Annotated in this window: 21 protein-coding genes; 7 read left to right on the plus strand and 14 right to left on the minus strand. The window is 32.8% G+C overall.

Annotated elements, in window-relative coordinates:
- Position 1 precedes the first annotated feature (1 nt).
- The gene (locus DZ65_RS0106525; RefSeq protein ID WP_024791400.1) at positions 2–1,633 is read left to right on the plus strand and encodes a TrkA family potassium uptake protein; all 1,632 of its coding nucleotides are present in this window, start codon (positions 2–4) and stop codon (positions 1,631–1,633) included.
- A 20-nt stretch (positions 1,634–1,653) separates the two neighbouring features.
- The gene (locus DZ65_RS0106530) at positions 1,654–2,277 is read left to right on the plus strand and encodes a carbonic anhydrase (RefSeq protein WP_024791401.1); all 624 of its coding nucleotides are present in this window, start codon (positions 1,654–1,656) and stop codon (positions 2,275–2,277) included.
- On the opposite strand, the gene DZ65_RS0106535 is transcribed toward DZ65_RS0106530, so the two are convergent.
- From DZ65_RS0106535 to DZ65_RS0106590, 12 genes are all read right to left on the minus strand, one after another.
- The gene (locus DZ65_RS0106535; protein ID WP_024791402.1) at positions 2,274–3,542 is read right to left on the minus strand and encodes an N-acetylmuramoyl-L-alanine amidase; all 1,269 of its coding nucleotides are present in this window, start codon (positions 3,540–3,542) and stop codon (positions 2,274–2,276) included. The genes DZ65_RS0106530 and DZ65_RS0106535 overlap by 4 nt on opposite strands.
- Entirely contained in the window at positions 3,539–4,630 is a 1,092-nt protein-coding gene (locus DZ65_RS0106540; protein WP_024791403.1) for a nitronate monooxygenase, read from the minus strand. Before DZ65_RS0106540 ends, DZ65_RS0106535 begins: the two co-directional genes overlap by 4 nt.
- Complete coding sequence (gene tyrS, locus DZ65_RS0106545) at positions 4,627–5,832, minus strand: tyrosine--tRNA ligase (RefSeq protein WP_035907202.1); 1,206 nt, start codon at positions 5,830–5,832, stop codon at positions 4,627–4,629. The genes DZ65_RS0106540 and tyrS overlap by 4 nt, the downstream gene beginning before the upstream one ends.
- Before the next feature lie 96 nt (positions 5,833–5,928).
- Positions 5,929–8,049: a bifunctional (p)ppGpp synthetase/guanosine-3',5'-bis(diphosphate) 3'-pyrophosphohydrolase gene (locus DZ65_RS0106550; RefSeq protein ID WP_024791404.1), complete on the minus strand. Its 2,121-nt coding sequence runs from the start codon at positions 8,047–8,049 to the stop codon at positions 5,929–5,931.
- Positions 8,046–8,249 carry a DNA-directed RNA polymerase subunit omega gene (locus tag DZ65_RS0106555; RefSeq protein WP_024791405.1) on the minus strand — a complete coding sequence of 68 codons (204 nt, stop codon included), beginning with the start codon at positions 8,247–8,249 and terminating at the stop codon, positions 8,046–8,048. The genes DZ65_RS0106550 and DZ65_RS0106555 overlap by 4 nt, the downstream gene beginning before the upstream one ends.
- 12 nt (positions 8,250–8,261) lie before the next feature.
- Entirely contained in the window at positions 8,262–8,984 is a 723-nt protein-coding gene (gene pyrH / locus DZ65_RS0106560; protein ID WP_024791406.1) for a UMP kinase, read from the minus strand.
- A 45-nt stretch (positions 8,985–9,029) separates the two neighbouring features.
- Positions 9,030–10,190, minus strand: a complete 1,161-nt coding sequence (locus DZ65_RS0106565; RefSeq protein WP_024791407.1) for a murein hydrolase activator EnvC — start codon at positions 10,188–10,190, stop codon at positions 9,030–9,032.
- Entirely contained in the window at positions 10,187–10,972 is a 786-nt protein-coding gene (locus DZ65_RS0106570) for an FtsX-like permease family protein (RefSeq protein ID WP_024791408.1), read from the minus strand. Before DZ65_RS0106570 ends, DZ65_RS0106565 begins: the two co-directional genes overlap by 4 nt.
- On the minus strand, positions 10,959–11,624 hold the full coding sequence (locus DZ65_RS0106575; protein ID WP_024791409.1) for a cell division ATP-binding protein FtsE: 666 nt from the start codon (positions 11,622–11,624) through the stop codon (positions 10,959–10,961). The genes DZ65_RS0106570 and DZ65_RS0106575 overlap by 14 nt, the downstream gene beginning before the upstream one ends.
- Positions 11,617–12,720 carry a tRNA (guanosine(46)-N7)-methyltransferase TrmB gene (gene trmB / locus DZ65_RS0106580; RefSeq protein ID WP_024791410.1) on the minus strand — a complete coding sequence of 368 codons (1,104 nt, stop codon included), beginning with the start codon at positions 12,718–12,720 and terminating at the stop codon, positions 11,617–11,619. The genes DZ65_RS0106575 and trmB overlap by 8 nt, the downstream gene beginning before the upstream one ends.
- Positions 12,720–13,907 (minus strand): fibronectin type III domain-containing protein, encoded by a 1,188-nt coding sequence (locus DZ65_RS0106585; RefSeq protein ID WP_024791411.1) that lies wholly within the window; start codon positions 13,905–13,907, stop codon positions 12,720–12,722. The genes trmB and DZ65_RS0106585 overlap by 1 nt, the downstream gene beginning before the upstream one ends.
- Positions 13,846–14,781 carry an RluA family pseudouridine synthase gene (locus tag DZ65_RS0106590; protein ID WP_024791412.1) on the minus strand — a complete coding sequence of 312 codons (936 nt, stop codon included), beginning with the start codon at positions 14,779–14,781 and terminating at the stop codon, positions 13,846–13,848. The genes DZ65_RS0106585 and DZ65_RS0106590 overlap by 62 nt, the downstream gene beginning before the upstream one ends.
- A gap of 86 nt (positions 14,782–14,867) precedes the next feature.
- On the opposite strand from DZ65_RS0106590, the gene rho reads away from it, so the two are divergent.
- Positions 14,868–16,184, plus strand: coding sequence for a transcription termination factor Rho (gene rho, locus DZ65_RS0106595; RefSeq protein WP_024791413.1), 1,317 nt, complete (start codon positions 14,868–14,870; stop codon positions 16,182–16,184).
- A complete protein-coding gene (murI, locus tag DZ65_RS0106600; protein WP_024791414.1) occupies positions 16,181–16,927 on the plus strand; it encodes a glutamate racemase in 747 nt (248 codons plus the stop codon). Before rho ends, murI begins: the two co-directional genes overlap by 4 nt.
- Before the next feature lie 5 nt (positions 16,928–16,932).
- Here murI and DZ65_RS0106605 read toward each other — a convergent pair whose 3' ends face one another.
- Positions 16,933–17,856 (minus strand): radical SAM protein, encoded by a 924-nt coding sequence (locus tag DZ65_RS0106605; protein ID WP_024791415.1) that lies wholly within the window; start codon positions 17,854–17,856, stop codon positions 16,933–16,935.
- 117 nt (positions 17,857–17,973) lie between these two features.
- Here DZ65_RS0106605 and DZ65_RS0106610 point away from each other — a divergent pair, with 117 nt between their 5' ends.
- From DZ65_RS0106610 to DZ65_RS0106615, 3 genes are all read left to right on the plus strand, one after another.
- Positions 17,974–18,168 carry a hypothetical protein gene (locus DZ65_RS0106610; protein WP_024791416.1) on the plus strand — a complete coding sequence of 65 codons (195 nt, stop codon included), beginning with the start codon at positions 17,974–17,976 and terminating at the stop codon, positions 18,166–18,168.
- A gap of 56 nt (positions 18,169–18,224) precedes the next feature.
- The gene (locus DZ65_RS11315; RefSeq protein WP_255327428.1) at positions 18,225–18,347 is read left to right on the plus strand and encodes a hypothetical protein; all 123 of its coding nucleotides are present in this window, start codon (positions 18,225–18,227) and stop codon (positions 18,345–18,347) included.
- 290 nt (positions 18,348–18,637) lie between these two features.
- A complete protein-coding gene (locus DZ65_RS0106615; RefSeq protein WP_024791417.1) occupies positions 18,638–18,850 on the plus strand; it encodes a hypothetical protein in 213 nt (70 codons plus the stop codon).
- Here the strand turns inward: DZ65_RS0106615 and DZ65_RS0106620 are convergent.
- Positions 18,831–19,550: a hypothetical protein gene (locus DZ65_RS0106620; RefSeq protein ID WP_024791418.1), complete on the minus strand. Its 720-nt coding sequence runs from the start codon at positions 19,548–19,550 to the stop codon at positions 18,831–18,833. The genes DZ65_RS0106615 and DZ65_RS0106620 overlap by 20 nt on opposite strands.
- Between the last annotated feature and the right edge of the window lie 19 nt (positions 19,551–19,569).

Below are 19,569 nucleotides of genomic sequence, written 5' to 3' on the forward strand. Positions count from 1 at the left end.
AATGAACAATCAGGCAATCTGGATTATTTTAAAAAAATTAAGGGCTCCTTTTCTGGTTTTACTGCTTACCTTTTCCATTTCTATAACAGGGCTTATGTTAATTCCTGCGGTGGATAATCAGGGGCATATTTATCATCTTAATTTTTTCGATGCGTTTTATTTTGTAAGTTATATGGCTACTACCATAGGATTCGGGGAAGGTCCGTATGCTTTTACATATCCTCAGAAACTGTGGGTGACTTTTTCAATATATTTAACGGTTATTGGATGGTTTTATGCAATAGGAACCATTGTGGCGCTGATTCAGGACGAATCACTTAAAAAGGCTATTAATATAGGAAAATTTATTAAACAGGTAAAATCTTTAAGGGAAGAGTTTTTTATTGTTTTGGGATATAACAGAATTACAAAAGAGATTATAAACAATTCAGATTTTAGATTTGTTGTTATAGACAAAAGTGAAGTTAAAACAGATGAACTGAATTTGGAAAATTTCAATCCGATTGTGCCTGCTATTGCCGGAGACGCTACAAATGAAATTATTTTAAAATATGCAGGAATAGAGTCAAAATACTGCAGGGGCGTTATATCTCTTTTTGAAAATGATGCAAAAAATATGCAAATAGCCACAATATGTAAACTATTAAATCCAAATGTTGATTTAATTGTAAAAGCCACTTCAAAAAGTCAGGAGAATTATTATAAATCACTTGGGATTAAATATATTAAAAATCCTTTTAAAATAATTTCAGAAAGGATTTTTCTGAATCTCACCAAACCGTATATATGGCTTTTGGAACTTTGGGCTTTCGGGCATAAATTAATGTTGGAAAAAAATGATTTTTTACCCAAAGGCAAATATCTGATTTGCGGATACGGAAGGATGGGACAGGCTTTGGAAAACGGATTAAAAAGAGCGAATATGCAGTTTGATATTTTAAAAATAGAAACAGAAGATTATGAAAAAGAAAAAGGAACGGTAATTTTCGGAGATGAAGAAGACAGAAAATTACTTGAAAAATTAGATATTAAAAATACACAGGCTATAATCGCCGCTACCAATAACGATTTATTGAATTTAACTATTATTAACAAAGCAAAAAAATTAAATCCGTCCATATATACTATTGCAAGGGAAAATTCCCTGGATGATATTACTATTTTTCAGGCTGCTAAAATTGACAGAATCTATGTTTTGGAAAAAATTACGGCCGAATATACAATTACAAATATTTCCAGGCCTTTGGTGGACTCTTTTATTAATGAAATAAGAAAAAAAGAAAACAGCTGGGCCGAGGTAATAGTTAATATGTTAAGAAACATAGCGGGGGACGACCCTCTTTATTACGAAATCACAATAAATAAAGAGAATGCATACGCCCTTATGTTAAAACTTCAAAAAAGAAAAATTACATTAGGCGATATTAGAAAATCAAGGGCAAACAGAAACGAACTTTTACATATTGTTTATCTGCTTTTGAAAAGGGGTGAGAATATTATTCTTATGCCGAGCCCCGATACGGAAATTCAGGAAAACGACAAACTGCTGATTGCTTCCGATAATGAAAATCTGGAAGATTTTGAATATATCATAAATAATATTTATGAGCTTGAATACGTTCTTGGAGAATAAAATTAAAAAAAGGAGAAAAAATGGCAACTAAACTTTTTCAGGGGGTAAAAGAATTTAAAAAAGAGGATTTTGAATCCCATAAAAAACTTTTTAATGAATTAAAAAAAGGCCAGAATCCCCATACTTTTTTTGTCGGGTGCAGCGACAGCAGGGTGGTGCCAAACGTTATAACAAAAGCACTTCCGGGGGAACTTTTTGTAGTAAGAAATATTGCAAATGTTATTCCGCCGTATCAGGCCAGCGAAGAAGCCGCTTATAAATGCACGGCAAGTGCTCTTGAATATGCGGTAGAGTATTTGGAAGTCAGAAATATTGTGATTTGCGGGCACAGCAACTGCGGTGGGTTAAAGGCTCTATTTTATGATGAAAAAAAATTAAACAAGCTTCCTATTGTTAAAAAATGGCTGAGTCTGCTTGATGATGTGAAAAAAAGTGTGGAACATATTGAAGATACTGCTTTTAGGGAATGGGAAATAGAGCATTTGAATATTTTAAAACAGATAGACAATTTAACAACCTATCCGTTTGTGGAAAAGAGATATAAACAGGGAAAACTTAATATATTGGGATGGTATTATATAATTGAGACAGGTGAAGTTTATAATTATAATTTTAAAAAAGAAGAATTTGAGCCCATAGTTTAAGGATTTTTTCTGAAATAATTATATATCCCTATTGCGATTCCTTTTGCAAGATACTGTTCATAAGTAGGATCAAAAAGTCTTTTGGCTTCCAAAGGGTTTGTTAAAAAACCTGTCTCTATGAGAATAGCAGGCATTTGGGTTCCGACCAACACCCAAAATGGGGCCGGCCTCACACCTCTGTCTATAACGTCTTTGTATTTTTTTCTTAATGAATATAAAACCCCCGCCTGAACGTCTATGGCAAACTTTTGAGACGCTATTATTCTGTCATGATTTAAAAACCCCAAAATTACATTTTGGTCAAGATAATTAAGACCTTTAACCCCTTTGTTTTCTATTTTTGCCACCGCAATGGAACGTTTGTCGCGGGTAGGGGAGAGAAAATACGTTGTCACCCCTTTTGTACTTAAAGAATGATCGGGCGTAATATTACAATGAATGGAAATAAACAAATCCGCGTGATGGGTATTTGCAAAATGTGTTCTTTCTCTTAAGGGTATAAAATAATCTCCGTGTCTGGTCAGATATACAATATAACCCATTTTTTTTAAATCGTTATATAAATATTTTGCTATTTTCAAAACCGCTATTTTTTCCATTCTGTGACCTATTCCTATTCCCCCGCTGTCTTTTCCCCCGTGTCCCGGGTCAATTACTATTATTTTTTGTCTGAATGCTTTTGGCATAACAAGTGTTTTCATTTTTTGTTTTTTATTGTTCGTTAAATAGATAATTAATTTTTTATTTCCTATTTTATATTTGATTTTTTTTGAATAAATAACCACTCTTACTGTAGTTTTATTAAACTGCGCCGTTTTTATTTTGATATTTTTTATTTTTTTTGAAAAAGGTTTTGAAATAACAGCATTTGGAATATCGAAAACATTAATATATTTTTTTAAAATAAAATGTTTTACCTTATTGGCCGGTAAAGTAATTATAAACGGATTTGACGATATAATTTTTATATAATTTTTTTTTGGTCTGTTATTCGGTGTAATATGTTCTTTTTTTGATTTTTTTATCACTTTTGGTTTTTGGTGGAGTCTTTTATATTTGTTTTCATATTCTTTTACGTCAAAATTCAGATATTTTCCGCATTCAATCAAGTTTTTAAGGGCTTTTATTTCCTGTTTTTTATTATTGTCAAGTATAGAGGAAATATAAAGCCGCTGATATTTGTAATAATCTTTGTATGCGTTGTTTACAGAAGAGGTATTACAGGCGAAAAGAAAAGAAAAAAGAAATATCAAAATAAATTTCATTCTTGAGTGAGCTTTTTTATCAAATCTTTTACATGAATTAATTTATCGGTTTTATATGCGTAAGCACCGCTGAAAAAAAGTCCTAAATTTTCATCACCGAGGTATCCGTCCGCAAGTCTGTCTGCAATACAGTACCCCACTTTTTTTGCCTCTTCACCTCTGTGGCACGGAAAAACACAGTTTGATATACATTTAATTTTTGGCCCTTTTTGTTTTTCAACCAGTTCAATAAGTTTTGTTCTGATTCCCCTTGCCGGGTATCCGACAGGTGATTTCATTAAAACAATATCTTCTTTTTTTGCATTCAAAAGTATTTTTTTCCAGTTTTCACTTGCGTCACATTCATACGTGAGTGCAAATCTAGTCCCCATCTGAACGCCGTTTGCACCTAAATTTAAAAATTTTTCAATATCTTTTTTATCCCATATGCCCCCGGCCGCAATAATAGGAATATTCTTATCCCATTTGTCGACCTCCTCCCTAACATCCGGAACCAGATTTTCAAGCTGGTATTCTTCTTTAAAGCAGTCTTCATATTTGAATCCCTGGTGTCCTCCGCTCAGAGGCCCTTCCACAATTACCGCATCAGGGATTCTTTTATATCTTTTTTCCCATCTTTTGGCTATCAGTCTGAATGCCCTTCCAGTGGAAACTATAGGCACAAGCGCAACATCAGGGAAATCTTTTGTAAATTCCGGCATATCTGTCGGAAGCCCCGCCCCTGTTATTATTATATTGGCCCCGGCAATGCATGAATCGGTTACAACTCTTCCGTAATCGTTAATGGCATATAACACATTTGCCCCAAGCGGATTACTCCCACATATTTTTCTTGCGTTTTCAAAAATTTTAATCAGACCTTCTTTGGAATAAAAATTTTTTTCATTTAAAGGCCTTCCTTCTACCAGTTCTTTTGCATATTTTTTGTTTTCATAATATCCTGTACCGACAGTGCTTATAACCCCAAGAGCGCCTTCTTTGCTTACATTTCCGGCAAGTTTGTCCCAGCTGATACCAAGTCCCATACCGCCTTGGATAATAGGATGTTTTATTTCCCATTTACCTATTTTAAAAGGCTTTAATTTCATTTGATTCTCACTTTTGCAAATTTTCTTTTTCCTATCTGAAGTATAAATTCCCCGTTTTGTAAATTTATATTGTCATTTATTTTTTCAGAATTTACTCTGACTCCGCCGCCTTTTATATGTCTTCTCGCCTCACTTTTTGAAGAGGCCAGTTTTGTTTGTGTAAGTGCACCGACCACATCAGTAGGATCTAATTCAAATGTCGGTATGTCTTCGGGAATTTCACCTTTTTTGTGAACTTTGTCAAAATGCTCTTTTGCCTTGGTTCCGGCTCCGTTTCCGTGAAATCTGTCAACTATTTCAATTGCAAGCATTTCTTTAATTTCTTTTGGGTTTCTTCCGTTTTTTACTTCGTTTTTTAAGTTTTCAATTTCTTCAATTGATTTGTTGCTTAACAGCTCATACCAATCCCACATCAACTCATCGCTTATTGAAAGAACTTTTGCAAAAATTGTATTTGCATCTTCGGTTATTCCTATATAATTTCCAAGAGATTTACTCATTTTATTAATTCCGTCAAGTCCTACCAAAAGAGGCATCATTATTACGCTTTGCTCTTTGCCTACATTGTATACTTTTTGAAGCCCTCTTCCCATAAGAAGGTTGAATTTCTGGTCTGTCCCGCCTATTTCAATATCGCTTTTAAGTGCAACGCTGTCATATCCCTGGAGCAGTGGATAAATAAATTCGCTTATGGCGATAGGGGCATTGTTTTTAAATCTTTTTTCAAAATCATCACGCTCAAGCATTCTTGCGACCGTGTATGTTGTGGTAAGTTCGACTAATCCTTTTGCACCGAGTCCGTTGAGCCAAACTGAGTTAAAAACAACTTTGGTTTTGTCTTTATCCAAGATTTTAAATACCTGTTCTTTGTATGTTTCGGCATTTTTTTTAACCTCTTCGGGTGTCAGCATTTTTCTTGTTTTGTTTTTTCCGCTCGGGTCTCCTATCTGGGCTGTAAAATCACCAATTAAAAATTGAACGATAGCGCCGTAATTTTGAAAAACCCTCAGTTTTTGCAGGAGTACCGTGTGTCCAAGATGCAAATCCGGGGCAGTCGGGTCAAATCCGGCTTTTATGGTGTAATTTTCACCTTTTTCAAAATAGTTTTTAAGATGTTCTTTTATTCTTTCAAGTCCTATTATTTCGTCACTTCCTCTTTGTATTTCTTTTATGGCGTTTTCCACTTTTTTATCAATATTCATTATTTAATCTCTCCTTTTTTCACTTTGCATTTGTCATCATGGCCGCTCACCACCCCGCCGCTTTGCAATCGGCCGGGCAGACTTTCACCATTTTAATTATTTATTATAGGCATCCTTTTTTGAAACAAATTCTATTATATTGTAATATTTGCTTAATTTTTCTTTTATTGTATCAAAATTTTTTTCGTCAAACACTATTTCGACTTTACAGTTATTTGATTCATTTCCAAGATGGATGGAATGAATAAATATCCCGAAACTTGTTAAAAAATTTATAAATTTTGCAAGTTCCCCTTTTTTATTTTGTAAATTTACAACCAAAATATATCTGTTTTGTTCTTTTTGTATCCATTCCGTAAAAACGGCTTTATCCAATTTTTTTTCGGCATTATTACAAAATCTGTGATGAATTTCAACTTCTTTTCTGTTAAGCAGGCCTAAAATTTTATCACCGTATTTCGGATGGCAGCAGTAATTAAAAGAAATTTCGTTTATATGTTTATTTGAAAGAATACGTATATTGCCTAAAATATATTCTTTTAATGTAATATTTTTGAAATAAAGCATATTTCTTTTTCTTATTGTTTTATATATTTTTTTACTTACGTCTTTTAAAAAACTTTCGTCATCTACAATTTTTCCTATATTTTCGCATAAGCCGTTTGTTTTTATCAAAGTCCTTATTTTAATAGTATCTAAATCAAATATGCCTTTTAGCATGGCAATGGCAAGCTTTCTGTCTATCTCTTTTTCTTTGGCATTGCAAAGTCTTTTTTGTTCGTATTTTGCCTTGCTTGTTTTAAGCGAATTTATCCAGCTGCATCTTGGAATCGGGTTATCGGCTGTTTTAATATTTACAATGTCGCCGGTTTTAAGCTCTGTTAACAGAGAAACCCTTTTTTTATTTATATAGGCTTCAAGAGCCCTGTTGCCTATATCCGTGTGTACGGCATACGCAAAATCAAGTGCCGTGGCCCCCCTTGGAAGGGTAAATGTGTCAAATTTCGGGGAATAAACAACAATGTCTTCACTGAATAAATCGTTTTTTGCGAGTTCGTAAAAATCTTCTATGTTTTCGTTGAATTTCAAATTTTCAAGCCATTTTACATTCGGCAAATCGGTGTTCAGTTTATACTTCCAGTGTGCCGCAATTCCAAATTCCGCTTTTTTGTCCATTTTTTGGGTTCTGATTTGAACTTCTATTATTGATGTGCCGTCATATACGGTGGTATGAAGGGTTTGGTATCCGTTTTCTTTTGGAATTGCTATATAATCTTTGAATCTTGAAATTAAAGGTCTGAAATTAAGATGGATAATTCCGAGTGTCTCATAGCATTCAATAGGCTCTTTTACAATAACCCTCACAGCCAGTAAATCAAGAACTTCTTCAATGGAAATGCCTTTTCTCTGCATTTTTAAAAATATTGAATAATAATGCTTTATTCTGCTTTTAATTTCGAAATCCGTTTTTAAAAACCCTTTTTTATACATTAATTCTCTAATTTTAAATGTAAAAGAGTTAAGTTTTTCGTGAAACTCTTCTTTGTGTTTTTTTATATATTCGTCTATTTTATTATATTCTTCGGGTAGTAAATATTTAAAAGACAAATCCTCTATGAGGTTTTTAATAGTGGCAATTCCGAGTCTGTGGGCAATCGGAGCGTAAACCACGAGTGTTTCTTCTGCTATTCTTTTTTGTTTATGGTGTGGCAGGGCCGAGAGGGTGAGCATATTATGAAGCCTGTCGCAGAGTTTGATAATCAGAACCCTGATATCGTTAACAGAAGTTAAAATCATTTTTCTAAATGTCAGGGCCGATTTTGCAAGTTTTTCGTTTGAAGTGGAAGGGGCAAGGGAGTTTCCCCTGATTTCAACTATTTTGGTTAATCCTTCCACAAGTTTAGCAATTTCGTTACCGAATTCATCTTTTATATAATAAATGGTATAATCTGTATCTTCTACAACGTCATGTAAAATCGCAGCGATAATAGGCACTTCTTCATTTATAAAGTAAGCAACCAAAGTAGCCACCAGTATAGGGTGTACAACATAATCCTCACCGCTTTTTCTTTTCTGCCCTGAATGTGCACTCAAAGCAAAATCCAAGGCTTTTCTTATTAGCGGTGTGTCATTTTTTGATAATAAAAGTTTTTTTGCTCTGTTTACATCTTTTATATTTTTTGCATTTTCAACAAGGTTTAAAAAATCTTCTTTCAAATTTCTTTAACCTTTAAAGCACCTTTGGCTATTTCAAGTATGGCTATTTCTGTGTATTGCATATTTTTTTTAGGCAAATCTACAAGCGGTTTTGCACCGTTTATCAGTTCTTTAACCCTTTTTGCAATTGCCTGCGATAATAAAAATCTGTCATAATTTACTTTCTCAAGCGCCTCGGCGTTTATTTTTTCTATTCTCATTTTTTTCTCCTTTTACTGTTTTACTATAGAATATTTTGCGTCATTATCATGTTTTAAAATCTTTAAGAGATTTCCTTTTTTAAACATATCGCATACGATAACAGGAAGGGAGTTTTCCCTTGCAAGGGCGATTGCCGTATCGTCCATTACCCTGATGTTTTCTTTTAGGGCATCTTCGTAATTTATCTCTTTTAAAAGTATAGCATCGGAAAATTTATTGGGGTCTTTATCGTAAATGCCGTCAACTTTTGTGGCTTTTATAATTGCACTTGCCCCTATTTCACTTGCCCTTAAAACTCCGGCCGTGTCTGTGGTGAAAAAAGGGTTTCCAGTACCTGCGGCAAAAATTACCACTCTTCCTTTTTCAAGGTGTCTGATAGCGCGTCTTACTATGAAATTTTCTGCAATTTCCTCCATTTTAATGGCACTTTGAACCCTGACTTCAAGTCCGTTGTTTTCAAGGGCTTCTTGCATTGCAACAGCATTAATTACAGTGGCAAGCATACCCATATAATCGCCGGATGTTCTTCTTATAATACCGTCTTTTGCCGCACTTACCCCTCGTATAAAATTACCTCCGCCTATAACAATGGCAACCTCAAAACCTTCGTTTATTACGCTTTTTATTTCATCTGCAAGATATTTTAGTATTTTTGTGTTTATACCAAAGCCGTCAACTCCAGCCAATGCTTCACCGGAAAATTTAATCAATATTCTTTTTATTATTCTTTTCATCGGGGGCCTTTTTAAAAGTGTATTTTATCATAATTTTACATTTTTTTATCTTAAATTTATAACTTGCAGCGGATTAATAGCCCTGTCTTTGTATGTGACTTCAAATTCAAGTGAATTTTTGACCCTTGCTATGACTTCGCCTTTTTTCACATAACTCCCTTTTTTTATAAGCGGGGATATTTTTGTTAAATTTGCGTAAATACTGAATAAATTTCCTTTGTGTTTAATAAAAATTATTTTTTTGTCGCCGTCTTTCCCTACATATATCACTTTACCCGGGAAAATAGTCCTTACAAGGGAATTTGGCTGTGTTTTTATGGTTATTGAATCGTTGTAAATTTTTATTTTGTAAATAGGGTCTATGTATGAACCGAATTTCTTAATTATTCTGCCTTTTACAGGGGGGATTGTTTTAGGGCCTCTATATCTTGTAAGTTTTGGTCTGAAATAGGCACTTCCAACTTTTTTAACGTTTAAAGGTTTTGAAATTTCAATATTGGTGTTTAGCGGTATTTTTTCAGGTATAATTCTCGTTTTTTTTATAATTTTGAGTTCGGCCAGTTTTTTTTGTAAAAATTTTTGTTTTTTAAACATATTCTGGAGTTTTGTCCAATACAATTTTTTTTGTTTTTTCAAAGAGAAAAGAATTTTTAACTGTGTTTTTTTTAAAACAAGCAGTTTTTGCTTTTTCTGCTCTAGCTCTTTTTTCTTTGCCGAAATGTCACTGATTTGTTGATTAATCATATTGATGTTTTTTTGGATGTCTCTGTTTTCTTTTATTAAGTTATTAATTTTTTTTGAATATTTTTTCAGAATTTTTAACGTAAGCGAAGTGTAAATCAAATCGTTTAGCGTATTTATTTTTTTTGAATCTATATAATAATTCTGGCTTATAAAAGAGGTTATTTCGTTATTTATATTTTTCTGTTTTTCCAACAGCCCTTTTTTCAGGTCATTAAGTTCATTTAAAGTTTTGGAGGAATTTTTAAGGGAATTTTGCAAAGTTCCTATCTGTATGTTTAAAGAAGATATTTTTTTATTTATATTATTTAGTTTTTTTTGTGTGTTTATAATAGCCTTTGCGAGTGAATCCAGTTTGAGATTCATTTTTTTTATTGTGTATTTTGTATGGTTAAGGGCTTTTTTGGTCTGGCTCAGATTTGTTGCCTGTAAAAATATAAAAAGAAAAATTAATAAAAATCTCATTTTTTCCTTCCGATAATTACTATGATGGATGATAAAACTGAAATTAATAAAGACACTGCAAACAGCTTTAATAAAATATCTGTAAAACCAATATTGTAATTTATGGACAAATCTTTTATTATTTCATTAAAAAGTGCCGAATTTGTGAAATAATAAATTATTCCGGCACTTATTAAAAATGAAATAAACGAATCTACAAAAGCTATTTTAAAAAGCGCCGCACCTTTAAACCAAAATGGAGCACCGAAAAGCTCCATTATATACATTCTCTCACTGTGCTCGAATTTCCATACTTCAAGCTGCTTGATAATAAGCAAAAATCCCAAAATACCGACTATTATCAAAAAAACATTTGAAACAATTTTTAACAAAAAAAGAAGATTGTATATTTTTGTCTGAGTGGAACGGTATGTCAGCACTCTTTTTATAAACGGCTGACGGGATAAATAATTTTCAATTTCCTCAAGCCTTTTAGGGCTTGGAAGCGTTTTTAGTTTCAGAGAATAAAAATACGGGAATTTAATGCTGTCAAAATCTATGTTTGTAAAATTTTTTTTAAGTTTTTGAATATAGGAGTTTATATTTATAGGCTCTATTTTCTCAATTTCTTTTATTTTTAAGGACTCGACGGGACTGTCGGTTACTATTGCAATGGAATAATTATTTACTATGCTTTTTTGGTATTTTTTTAAAATTTCGGAAAATGTCACATAAAAAAATATACTCAGCAGTATTGAAATTAAAGCTAAAATCAGGCTTATATGGCTTTTAAGAGAGTTCATAAACGTTTCCTTTTTCCAGATGGATATGTTTATATTCTATATTGAATGTCTGGGGAAGCGAATGGGATGCTATTATAACGGTAATTCCCAGTTTGTTTGCCATTATGAAAAGTTCCATTACTAAATTTGCCGAATATTCATCAAGTCCAGAGATAGGCTCATCCGCCAGAATCATAACAGGCTCGTGTATTATCGCCCTTGCAATTGCCGCACGCTGTTGTTCACCTCCGCTGAGTTCAAGCGGATATCTGTCGGCTTTGTGGGAGAGTTTTACTTTCGAGAGCAGATGCATGGCTTTCTCTTCTGCGTCTTCTTTTGAAAAACCGGCTATCAAAAGGGGCAGGGAGACATTTTTTAGGATGTTCCATTCCGGTATTAATCTGAAATCCTGAAAAACAACACCCAGATATCTTCTGAGCTGGGAGAGTTTTGATTTTCTTATTTTATGAAGCTCAAACCCCCCTATGTTTAAAAAACCGGATTCAGGCTTAATTTCCCCGTACATTGATTTAATTAAAGTACTTTTTCCGCTTCCGCTGACCCCCGTTAAAAATACAAACTCCCCACTTCTTATTGAAAATTCGGCGTTTTTTATAACAATTTCGTTTTTATATCCGAGAGTAAGATTTTTTGCAAGAACAAGTTTACCCATGAAACAGCCTTTTTAATTTTAAATGTGCGATATAATTGTCTTTTATGGGGGCGGGAAGTTTAAAATACTCAGGTTTTGCTTTATTCAGGATATATAAATGTTCGGGTTTATTGAAATTTCCTATGGTTGCCCTCAGCAGGGATGAATTTTTATCTATTTTAAATTCTTTTTCTATATGAATAACTGTATTATTGTATATTTTTGGGGTAAAATCGATATTTCTGAGTTTTTTTTCGAAACTGAAATCAAAATTTTCGTTGAGCTTCGGGGAATTTTCCAAAGAATACATATAAATATCATAAATATTTTTTCCCTGTTTAATCCACCTTTCTTCATATTTGCTTGATACGAAATAAGGTATGTTTTTTTTAACTTTCAGTTCGGTTTTTTCAAAATTTAAAAATTCGTTTAAAGAATAGTTAAAATAATTTTCGCTGTCTGTTCTCAGATGTAAAAATCCATGCGGTTTTAGGGTTCTTACAGATTCGTTTATAAAATTTTTGTTTATTACGCGTCTAAGGGGTTTTTTGTCCCATGGAACAGGAAAATGGACATATATTGATTCAAGGGTGTTTGAAGGGATTTTACTTAGGATTATTCTTGCGTCGTGGTTTAAAATTTTCACATTTTGTATATTTTCCAACGTCAGTCTTTTTAAAACCTGCTCGATTGAGGGTTTGTGAATTTCTATTCCGAGTATTGTTTTATCCGGGTTTTCTTTTGCTAAATAAAGCAGGTGTCTGCCGCTTCCGAACCCCACTTCCACAATATCAATACCGCTTAAATTATCTGTAATTTTTAAAAGATTAATATCTGGAAGTTTTTCTTTTATTCCTGTTATATTTTCAAAAATTATATTTGAATTATGTAATTTTACAAATGCTAAATACGCTTTTTTTATTTCTTTGATAAGAGGTCTTGTAATTTTATCGTATTTTATTAAAAAGCCGTTTTCTTTTTTTGAAATTTTTATCAAAAACTGGGCATTTTTTGTTTTTACCGCTATTAAATTTTCAGCCTGAAACAAAAATTCCGTATCACCGGTTTTTTGCGGGTATTTTATCTCTTTTAAATTATCAACTACGATATGAGGCATTAAAAAGAAACCTCCACTTTGGCAGGTTTTGAAATAAGCCCGTATTTGTCTATTGCATAAATCTGGTATGTTATTGTCTTGTTTTTATCTATTTGGGTGTCTGTAAATCTGTTGCCGTTTACAAGATATTTTTTTTCTTTTTTGTTAAGTAAATTTCCGAGTTCTTTAACTACCAGATATTTCTCCGCCCTGTTGTCGGGTGAGCTAAAAATAAATTCCACCCCGCTGTTTGTAATATTTGTCGAAACAAGCGGTTTTGCCGGTATATCCAGGGTTTGGCCCATAACTTCCGGGGTTTTGTCAAGCAGTGATTCGGTCTGATGAAGGGTTAGTGCCGTTACTTTATAATATTCCGTGTCACCGTCTTTATCTATTTTGTCTATAAAAAATGTGTTTTTTGTTTTTGCAATCGGCACAAAAATTAAAAATTTTTTCTTATATATTTTATAATATGCTGCACCTTTTACCGGTGACCATGAAAGCTGAATTTTTTTAGGTAAATCGACTGTTGCTTTTATATTCATGACTATCGGAGGTTTGGGATATGTTGAAATTATGAGCTCTTTTGAAGGAGAAGATTTTAAATCATCAAAAGTAACCGCAATAATTCTGTATTTGTAAATTTTACCGTCTTTAAGGCCTTTGTCTATATATTCCACATTATATCTCGGTTTGAGTGTCGCAATATTTTCCCATTTTCCGTTTGTATCGTTAAATCGCTGTATTATATAAGAATTCACTCTTTCATTAGGGTGTGGTCTGAATATTATTTTCACTTCCCCTTTTGTTAAAGGTCTGATTTCAAGAGGAATTACAGGAGCCACGCTCGGAAGGGTTTTTTGCTGGGTTTCCACAGCAAGGGAAGGAATTTTGTTTTTATTGAATGTGGCGATTCTGTATCTATAAAGAGTGTTTGGAGTAAGGTCGGTGTCTACATATAATGTCTGATACGGATTGTTGATAGTAATAATTTTACCCCATTTTTTAGTTTTAAAATTAAATTTCTGTAAAAAATACCCCTTTATTCCTTTTACCGCGTTCCATTTTAAAGCCATTGCGTTTCTGTCGGGATAAGCTTTGAAATTCGTAACTTTCGGTAAATTAGGATTTGATTTTGGAGCCGGTTTATTTACCGCACATCCGGTTATAATCATTAAAGATATCAGCAACAGAGCCCATTTTTTCATAATTAAATCCTTTTGGTAGGTTTTGTTTAAAATCATCAAATATTGGTGCAATTATACTAAGTTTTTTGCCGTTTGGATGAGTCAGGTATAATTCATATGCGTGAAGCATAACCCTTAAGTCCTGATTTTTTGCCCCGTATGTCATGTCTCCGAGTATATATCGTCCAATACGACTCAGGTGAACCCTTATCTGATGGGTTCTTCCTGTAAAAAGTTTTGCGGCGGTTAAATTCTCAAAAACAGGCACAAAAAGCGTTTTGGCGTTTTTACCGTTGTTTATTACAGCCATTTTTATTCTGTTTTTCGGATTTCTTCCAATCGGGGCGTCAATGCATTTTGCTTCTTTTAAAGGTGTGTTTAGAAGCATCAGATAATATCTTCCCATTGATTTGTCTTTTAACTGGGTACTTAAAAATTCGTGTGTTTTATTGTTTTTTGCTATCACCAAAGCTCCGCTTGTTTCTTTGTCGATTCTGTGGACTATTCCGAATCTCTCTTCCCCGGCTATGGTTGAAAGCGAATAATTATTTTGTTTAAGCCAGTCTACAAGAGTTGCCTCTTTTACGCTCGGTGCCGGATGGACCACAATTCCCGGAGGCTTGTTTATAACAATCAAATCATCATCTTCATAAAGAACCGGTATGTCAAAATCGGCTTTTTTTGTTTCTTTTTCCTTTAAAGGTGGGAGTGTAATTTCTATTTTGTCGTTTTGTTTTAATTTAATTCCGCCTTTTTTTGCTGTTTTTTTATTTATTTTAACCAATTCTTTTTTTATTAAACCCTCTACCTGGCTTCTTGAAACATCTAATTTTTCGCTTAAAAATTTATCAAGCCTTTCAACTTTGTCTGCTGTGAAATTTATTAATTTTTCCATTTTCAATTATATCAAAACTTGACAAAAAATATAATTTTAATTAAAATCCTGAAAAACTACATTACTACTACCATGCAAGGATATTAATGAGCAATCAGAACAATGTTACCAGTCATAACGGTAATAAACAAAGAACCCATATACCTGTTGAAGGTTATACGATTGAAGAGCTTAGAAGTATGCCGACAGAAGAACTTATAAAAATTGCAAACGGTTTGGGAGTGGAAAACCCTCAGGAATTCAAAAGACAGGATTTAATGTTCGAAATACTTAAAACACAGGTTGCAAAAGGCGGATATTTGCTTTTTACCGGAATTTTGGAAGTAATGCCCGACGGATACGGCTTTTTAAGAAGTATTGGAGGTAATTTTGAAAATTCCGTAAATGACGTGTATGTCTCCCAGACACAGATAAGAAGATTTGCTCTCAGAACCGGGGATATTGTAACAGGTCAGGTAAGACCTCCGAAAGACCAGGAAAAATATTACGCCCTTTTAAAAATAGAGGCGATTAATTATATGCCTCCGGAAGATGCAAAAAAAAGGCCTCTTTTTGACAATTTAACCCCTCTTTATCCAAACGAAAAACTAAAACTTGAATACGAGCCCACAAAACTTACAGGAAGAGTGCTTGATTTGTTTGCACCAATAGGAAAAGGGCAAAGAGGACTTATAGTGGCACCGCCCAGAAGCGGTAAAACAGTGTTTTTAAAAGAAATTGCCCACGGGATTACCAAAAATCACCCCGAAGTGATACTTATGGTGCTTTTGGTGGACGAAAGACCCGAAGAAGTTACCGATATGCAAAGAAGCGTAAAAGGGGAGGTTTTCAGCTCAACTTTTGACAAACCTGCCCAAAATCACGTAAGGGTTGCCGAGCTTGTTATAGAAAAAGCCAAAAGAATGGTGGAAATGGGAAAAGATGTTGTAATTTTACTTGATTCAATCACAAGGCTTGCAAGAGCGTATAATACGGTAACTCCTGCAAGCGGTAAGGTTTTAAGCGGGGGTGTTGATGCAAATGCCCTTCACAAACCGAAAAGATTTTTCGGGGCGGCAAGAAACATAGAAGAAGGCGGAAGTCTGACTATTATAGCAACTGCCCTTATTGATACAGGTTCAAAAATGGATGAGGTTATTTTTGAAGAATTTAAAGGAACCGGTAATATGGAAGCTGTGCTCAGCCGCAGAATTGCCGATAGAAGAATTTATCCTGCAATTGACCTGCTTAAATCAGGAACAAGAAAAGAAGAACTTTTATTGACTCCGGAAGAGCTTGCAAAAGTCTGGGCGATAAGAAACATAATAAGCGAAATGGATGAAATTGAAGCGCTTAAATTAATGTATTCAAAAATGCTTAAAACCAAAAATAATCAGGAATTTTTAAGTGTAATTAATGAATGAAATGCGGAATTTTTGACAGCGGAATAGGGGGGCTCAGCGTCGCCTCTTCCATTTTAAAGGCAAAACTTTTTGATGAGATAATATATTACGGAGATACTGCAAGGGTTCCCTACGGGAACAAAAACGAATCTACAATAATACGCTATTCCCTTGAAGCTATGGAATTTTTAAAAAATTTTAATATAGATTTTTTGATAGTGGCATGCAATACCGCAAGCGCAACAGCTGTGGAAGAGCTTAAAAAAGAGGCTTCTTTTCCGGTGGTCGGTGTGATAGAAGCCGGTGTGAAGGCTCTTGAGAATAAAAACAGAAATTCAAACATTCTGCTTATAGGCACAAAAAGAACCGTTAATTCCGGAAAATATGAAAAACTTCTTAAACAAAAAGGATTTAAAAATATAATTTCAATTGCCACGCCTCTGTTTGTGCCGTTTGTGGAAGAGGGTATAACGGAAGGTAAAATTATAAATGAAGTGTTTGAGCTTTATTTTAAAAATATCGAAAAAGAAAAAATTGATATCGTAATTTTAGGATGTACTCACTATCCTTTTTTATCAAATTCGCTTCAAAAATATTTTCCCAATGCAAAACTTATACACTCAGGTCAGGCAATAGTGGAACTATTGAAAAACGAATATAATCTTACCCCTAAAAAATCCTCTTCAATAAAACTGCTTGCAAGCGACGACCCGGACGGTCTAAGAAACAAAGCAAAAGAATGGCTTGATATAATTGAAAAATAAAAGATTTAATTAAATGATAAAGTCAAGTTTTTTACATATTCAACCAGTTCTTTTTCGTCTTTGTATCTCGCTTCATTGTTTTTTATTTCATACGGATACCATGTTACCTCGCTTAAATGAATCTTTTTAAGACGTTTTAAAAAATCTTTATTCATCCTGAAAGCGCCTGTTTCTATATTGTTTATTTTATTTAAGTTTATATTTTCGCTCAGATATTTTATAAAATTTTTGTAAATTTCTCTGAAGTTTTCTGTTTTTATAACAGGGTCTATTGCAATTTCCACATTATACCCTTTGTTAAGGGTCAAATTCAGGGCTTTTATCCTTTTTTCAAGATTCGGGGCTTTTTTTTCAAATTTTGTTATTTCATTTGGAGAAAGTGAAAATGTCAAAATAAAATTTTTTGGAGGATTATCAGGAAGTTTTGAAACATTTGCCGATTTTGTGCGGCTTTCTATCAGTAAATCGTCTCTTTTTCTTGCAAGCTCAACCCATTTTTTATGAAACGGGTATATTCCTTCAAACGCCGCCAAATCGCTTTCATAACTTATGGGGATAAATGCGTTTTTCAGTTTTTCGGCTTCTTTTATAAAATCTTCCTCGTTTACAAAAATTACAGGATAACCGCTCGGATACATCCCCCCTATATAGCAGTATTCGCAGTTATAAACGCATCCGAGAATCTGGGTGGAGTAATAAAAATTTTCATAACCTTTTGAATTGCAGAATTTGCTTCCTTTATAAAAGGAAACATTCTCTTTTACTGCCAGAATCAGTCTGTTTTGGGATTTTTGCCAGTTAAAATTTTGACGGCTTCTGTTGAAAATATCTTTATAATGTGTGATTGTTATAACTTTCGGATTGAATTTTTTGATTATATATTCTGTTATTTCATAATTTTGTGCTTTTTTTTCAAGATAAACAATCATCCGTTTCCTTAAATATATATTAATTATTTATGTTATAATAATAGCATATCATAAATTTATTTATCGATATTTTTTATTTTTATTTTGATGATGCAAAATTTATTTTTAAAGAACAAAATGAATTTGCAAAAAATGAAGAAATTAATTTTATTATATACTTTTACATTATTTAAAGAGATGGAGAACATTATGTATAAAAGAGCGGGTGAAGATTTTAATATAACAATAAAAGCGGTTGATGAAAATAATAATTCTATTAATTCTGGTACAGTTGATAATGTTAAAGGAGTTAAGGATTATAAGTTTCTTTAAATGATTTAAAAATAAATTCTAAATTTTATGTTCCTACTGATGAAGAAATACGCCAAATGAATGATATAAATAAAACAGATTTATTAATGTTTATTCCTTATAAATTTGTAACTGACGGGGAATATTTAACAATTCCAAGTAATCAGGATAATTGGGTTTATATATTGAATTTATCATAAAAAAAAAAAATAACTTAACAAAACAAATATTATAAAATTAATAAATATTACAATAAATTAAAAATATTCAATTCAGATACGGAAGAATAAAAGTAAATAGTATAGCAGGTGTGGGAAAAGAAATTAATACTACCTTTAAATATGAATATTGGGATAAAAACAAAGGTTTATTTTTATACAAGTTATTTAAATAAAACGGAGAGCAGAATATTACATTTTCAACCACTCATTCGATTCCTTACGGAGCTAAAATACATTTATCAATTGACAGCTGGTTATGGTATCATCCGTTGGCTAAACCGTATAAAGACCCAAGTTCTTCAAATCTTGACTGTTTAACACATCCTTGTATGAAAATTGATTTTTTAAATGATTCAAGTGCATGGGGAGGTGTGAGTTCCAATGTTGTGGGAAATGAATTCAATGAATCAAACAGAACCTCAAAAGTAGGTATATCTGAGAAAAATGTTTCTAAAAAAGAGGTTAAAAAATTAAACTGGTAATAAATTCCTGAACCTCTTTTTTGTTTTTTAATACCGGGAAATCTGGAAAATTTTTTTCTTTGATTTTATAAAAGGTTAAAATCTGTTTTAATTTTTCTTTTTGTGATTTTGTAAGTTTCATTTTCTTTTCCGCTTCGCTGAGCGCTGTATAAATATCTTTAAAAAAATCTTCTTTTTTAGGAAGCGTGTCCAAAATTTTTTCTATTGTAGTCAGATGGCTTTTTATTAAAGACGGTATTTCTTTTTCATCAGGTTTTTTTAACGGCGTGTCGCTTACGATTTTGTAAAGCATTATTTCCTCAACGTTTAAAAATTTGTAAGCCGCTTCGAAAAAACCGCTGCTTTCCATATCCACAAGATTATAATAATCCCCTGTTTTATCCACACATATTATTTCAGAGGAGGGTTCTGAAAAGAAATCCGGATAATATTCTTTTTGAGAACATAAATCTTTGATTTTATAAATAAAAAAACCGCGGTTTATTTCATAACAATTGCTTCCCGCAATACCGAAATTAATGCTGGGATAACGATTTTTTTGTAAAACAAGTGCTGTGGAAACAGCGGAATTTATTTTGCCGCTTCCTGTGACGGCAAGATTGATGTAACCGTTTCGAAACAAAGAGGAATCAGGCTTTAAATTGAAATGTTTTATAATCTCTTTTGCCTCTATGTAAAGAGCGGTTATGATGTTTAGCATTAAAAAACCTTTTTAAAGG

The organism is Lebetimonas sp. JS032, from assembly GCF_000523315.1.
In the GTDB taxonomy this organism is placed as follows: domain Bacteria; phylum Campylobacterota; class Campylobacteria; order Campylobacterales; family Nautiliaceae; genus Lebetimonas.

What these genes read in the sequence shown, in the direction of transcription:
- DZ65_RS0106585 (WP_024791411.1), bottom strand. Translation starts at nt 13,907, where the DNA reads ATGAAAAAATGGGCTCTGTTGCTGATATCTTTAATGATTATAACCGGA.
- DZ65_RS0106570 (WP_024791408.1), bottom strand. Translation starts at nt 10,972, where the DNA reads ATGAACTCTCTTAAAAGCCATATAAGCCTGATTTTAGCTTTAATTTCA.
- DZ65_RS0106530 (WP_024791401.1), top strand. Translation starts at nt 1,654, where the DNA reads ATGGCAACTAAACTTTTTCAGGGGGTAAAAGAATTTAAAAAAGAGGAT.
- DZ65_RS0106575 (WP_024791409.1), bottom strand. Translation starts at nt 11,624, where the DNA reads ATGGGTAAACTTGTTCTTGCAAAAAATCTTACTCTCGGATATAAAAAC.
- trmB (WP_024791410.1), bottom strand. Translation starts at nt 12,720, where the DNA reads ATGCCTCATATCGTAGTTGATAATTTAAAAGAGATAAAATACCCGCAA.
- DZ65_RS0106610 (WP_024791416.1), top strand. Translation starts at nt 17,974, where the DNA reads ATGAATTTGCAAAAAATGAAGAAATTAATTTTATTATATACTTTTACA.
- DZ65_RS0106540 (WP_024791403.1), bottom strand. Translation starts at nt 4,630, where the DNA reads ATGAAATTAAAGCCTTTTAAAATAGGTAAATGGGAAATAAAACATCCT.
- DZ65_RS11315 (WP_255327428.1), top strand. Translation starts at nt 18,225, where the DNA reads ATGAATGATATAAATAAAACAGATTTATTAATGTTTATTCCTTATAAA.
- DZ65_RS0106590 (WP_024791412.1), bottom strand. Translation starts at nt 14,781, where the DNA reads ATGGAAAAATTAATAAATTTCACAGCAGACAAAGTTGAAAGGCTTGAT.
- pyrH (WP_024791406.1), bottom strand. Translation starts at nt 8,984, where the DNA reads ATGAAAAGAATAATAAAAAGAATATTGATTAAATTTTCCGGTGAAGCA.
- DZ65_RS0106605 (WP_024791415.1), bottom strand. Translation starts at nt 17,856, where the DNA reads ATGATTGTTTATCTTGAAAAAAAAGCACAAAATTATGAAATAACAGAA.
- tyrS (WP_035907202.1), bottom strand. Translation starts at nt 5,832, where the DNA reads ATGAATATTGATAAAAAAGTGGAAAACGCCATAAAAGAAATACAAAGA.
- rho (WP_024791413.1), top strand. Translation starts at nt 14,868, where the DNA reads ATGAGCAATCAGAACAATGTTACCAGTCATAACGGTAATAAACAAAGA.
- murI (WP_024791414.1), top strand. Translation starts at nt 16,181, where the DNA reads ATGAAATGCGGAATTTTTGACAGCGGAATAGGGGGGCTCAGCGTCGCC.
- DZ65_RS0106620 (WP_024791418.1), bottom strand. Translation starts at nt 19,550, where the DNA reads ATGCTAAACATCATAACCGCTCTTTACATAGAGGCAAAAGAGATTATA.
- DZ65_RS0106525 (WP_024791400.1), top strand. Translation starts at nt 2, where the DNA reads ATGAACAATCAGGCAATCTGGATTATTTTAAAAAAATTAAGGGCTCCT.
- DZ65_RS0106565 (WP_024791407.1), bottom strand. Translation starts at nt 10,190, where the DNA reads ATGAGATTTTTATTAATTTTTCTTTTTATATTTTTACAGGCAACAAAT.
- DZ65_RS0106535 (WP_024791402.1), bottom strand. Translation starts at nt 3,542, where the DNA reads ATGAAATTTATTTTGATATTTCTTTTTTCTTTTCTTTTCGCCTGTAAT.
- DZ65_RS0106555 (WP_024791405.1), bottom strand. Translation starts at nt 8,249, where the DNA reads ATGAGAATAGAAAAAATAAACGCCGAGGCGCTTGAGAAAGTAAATTAT.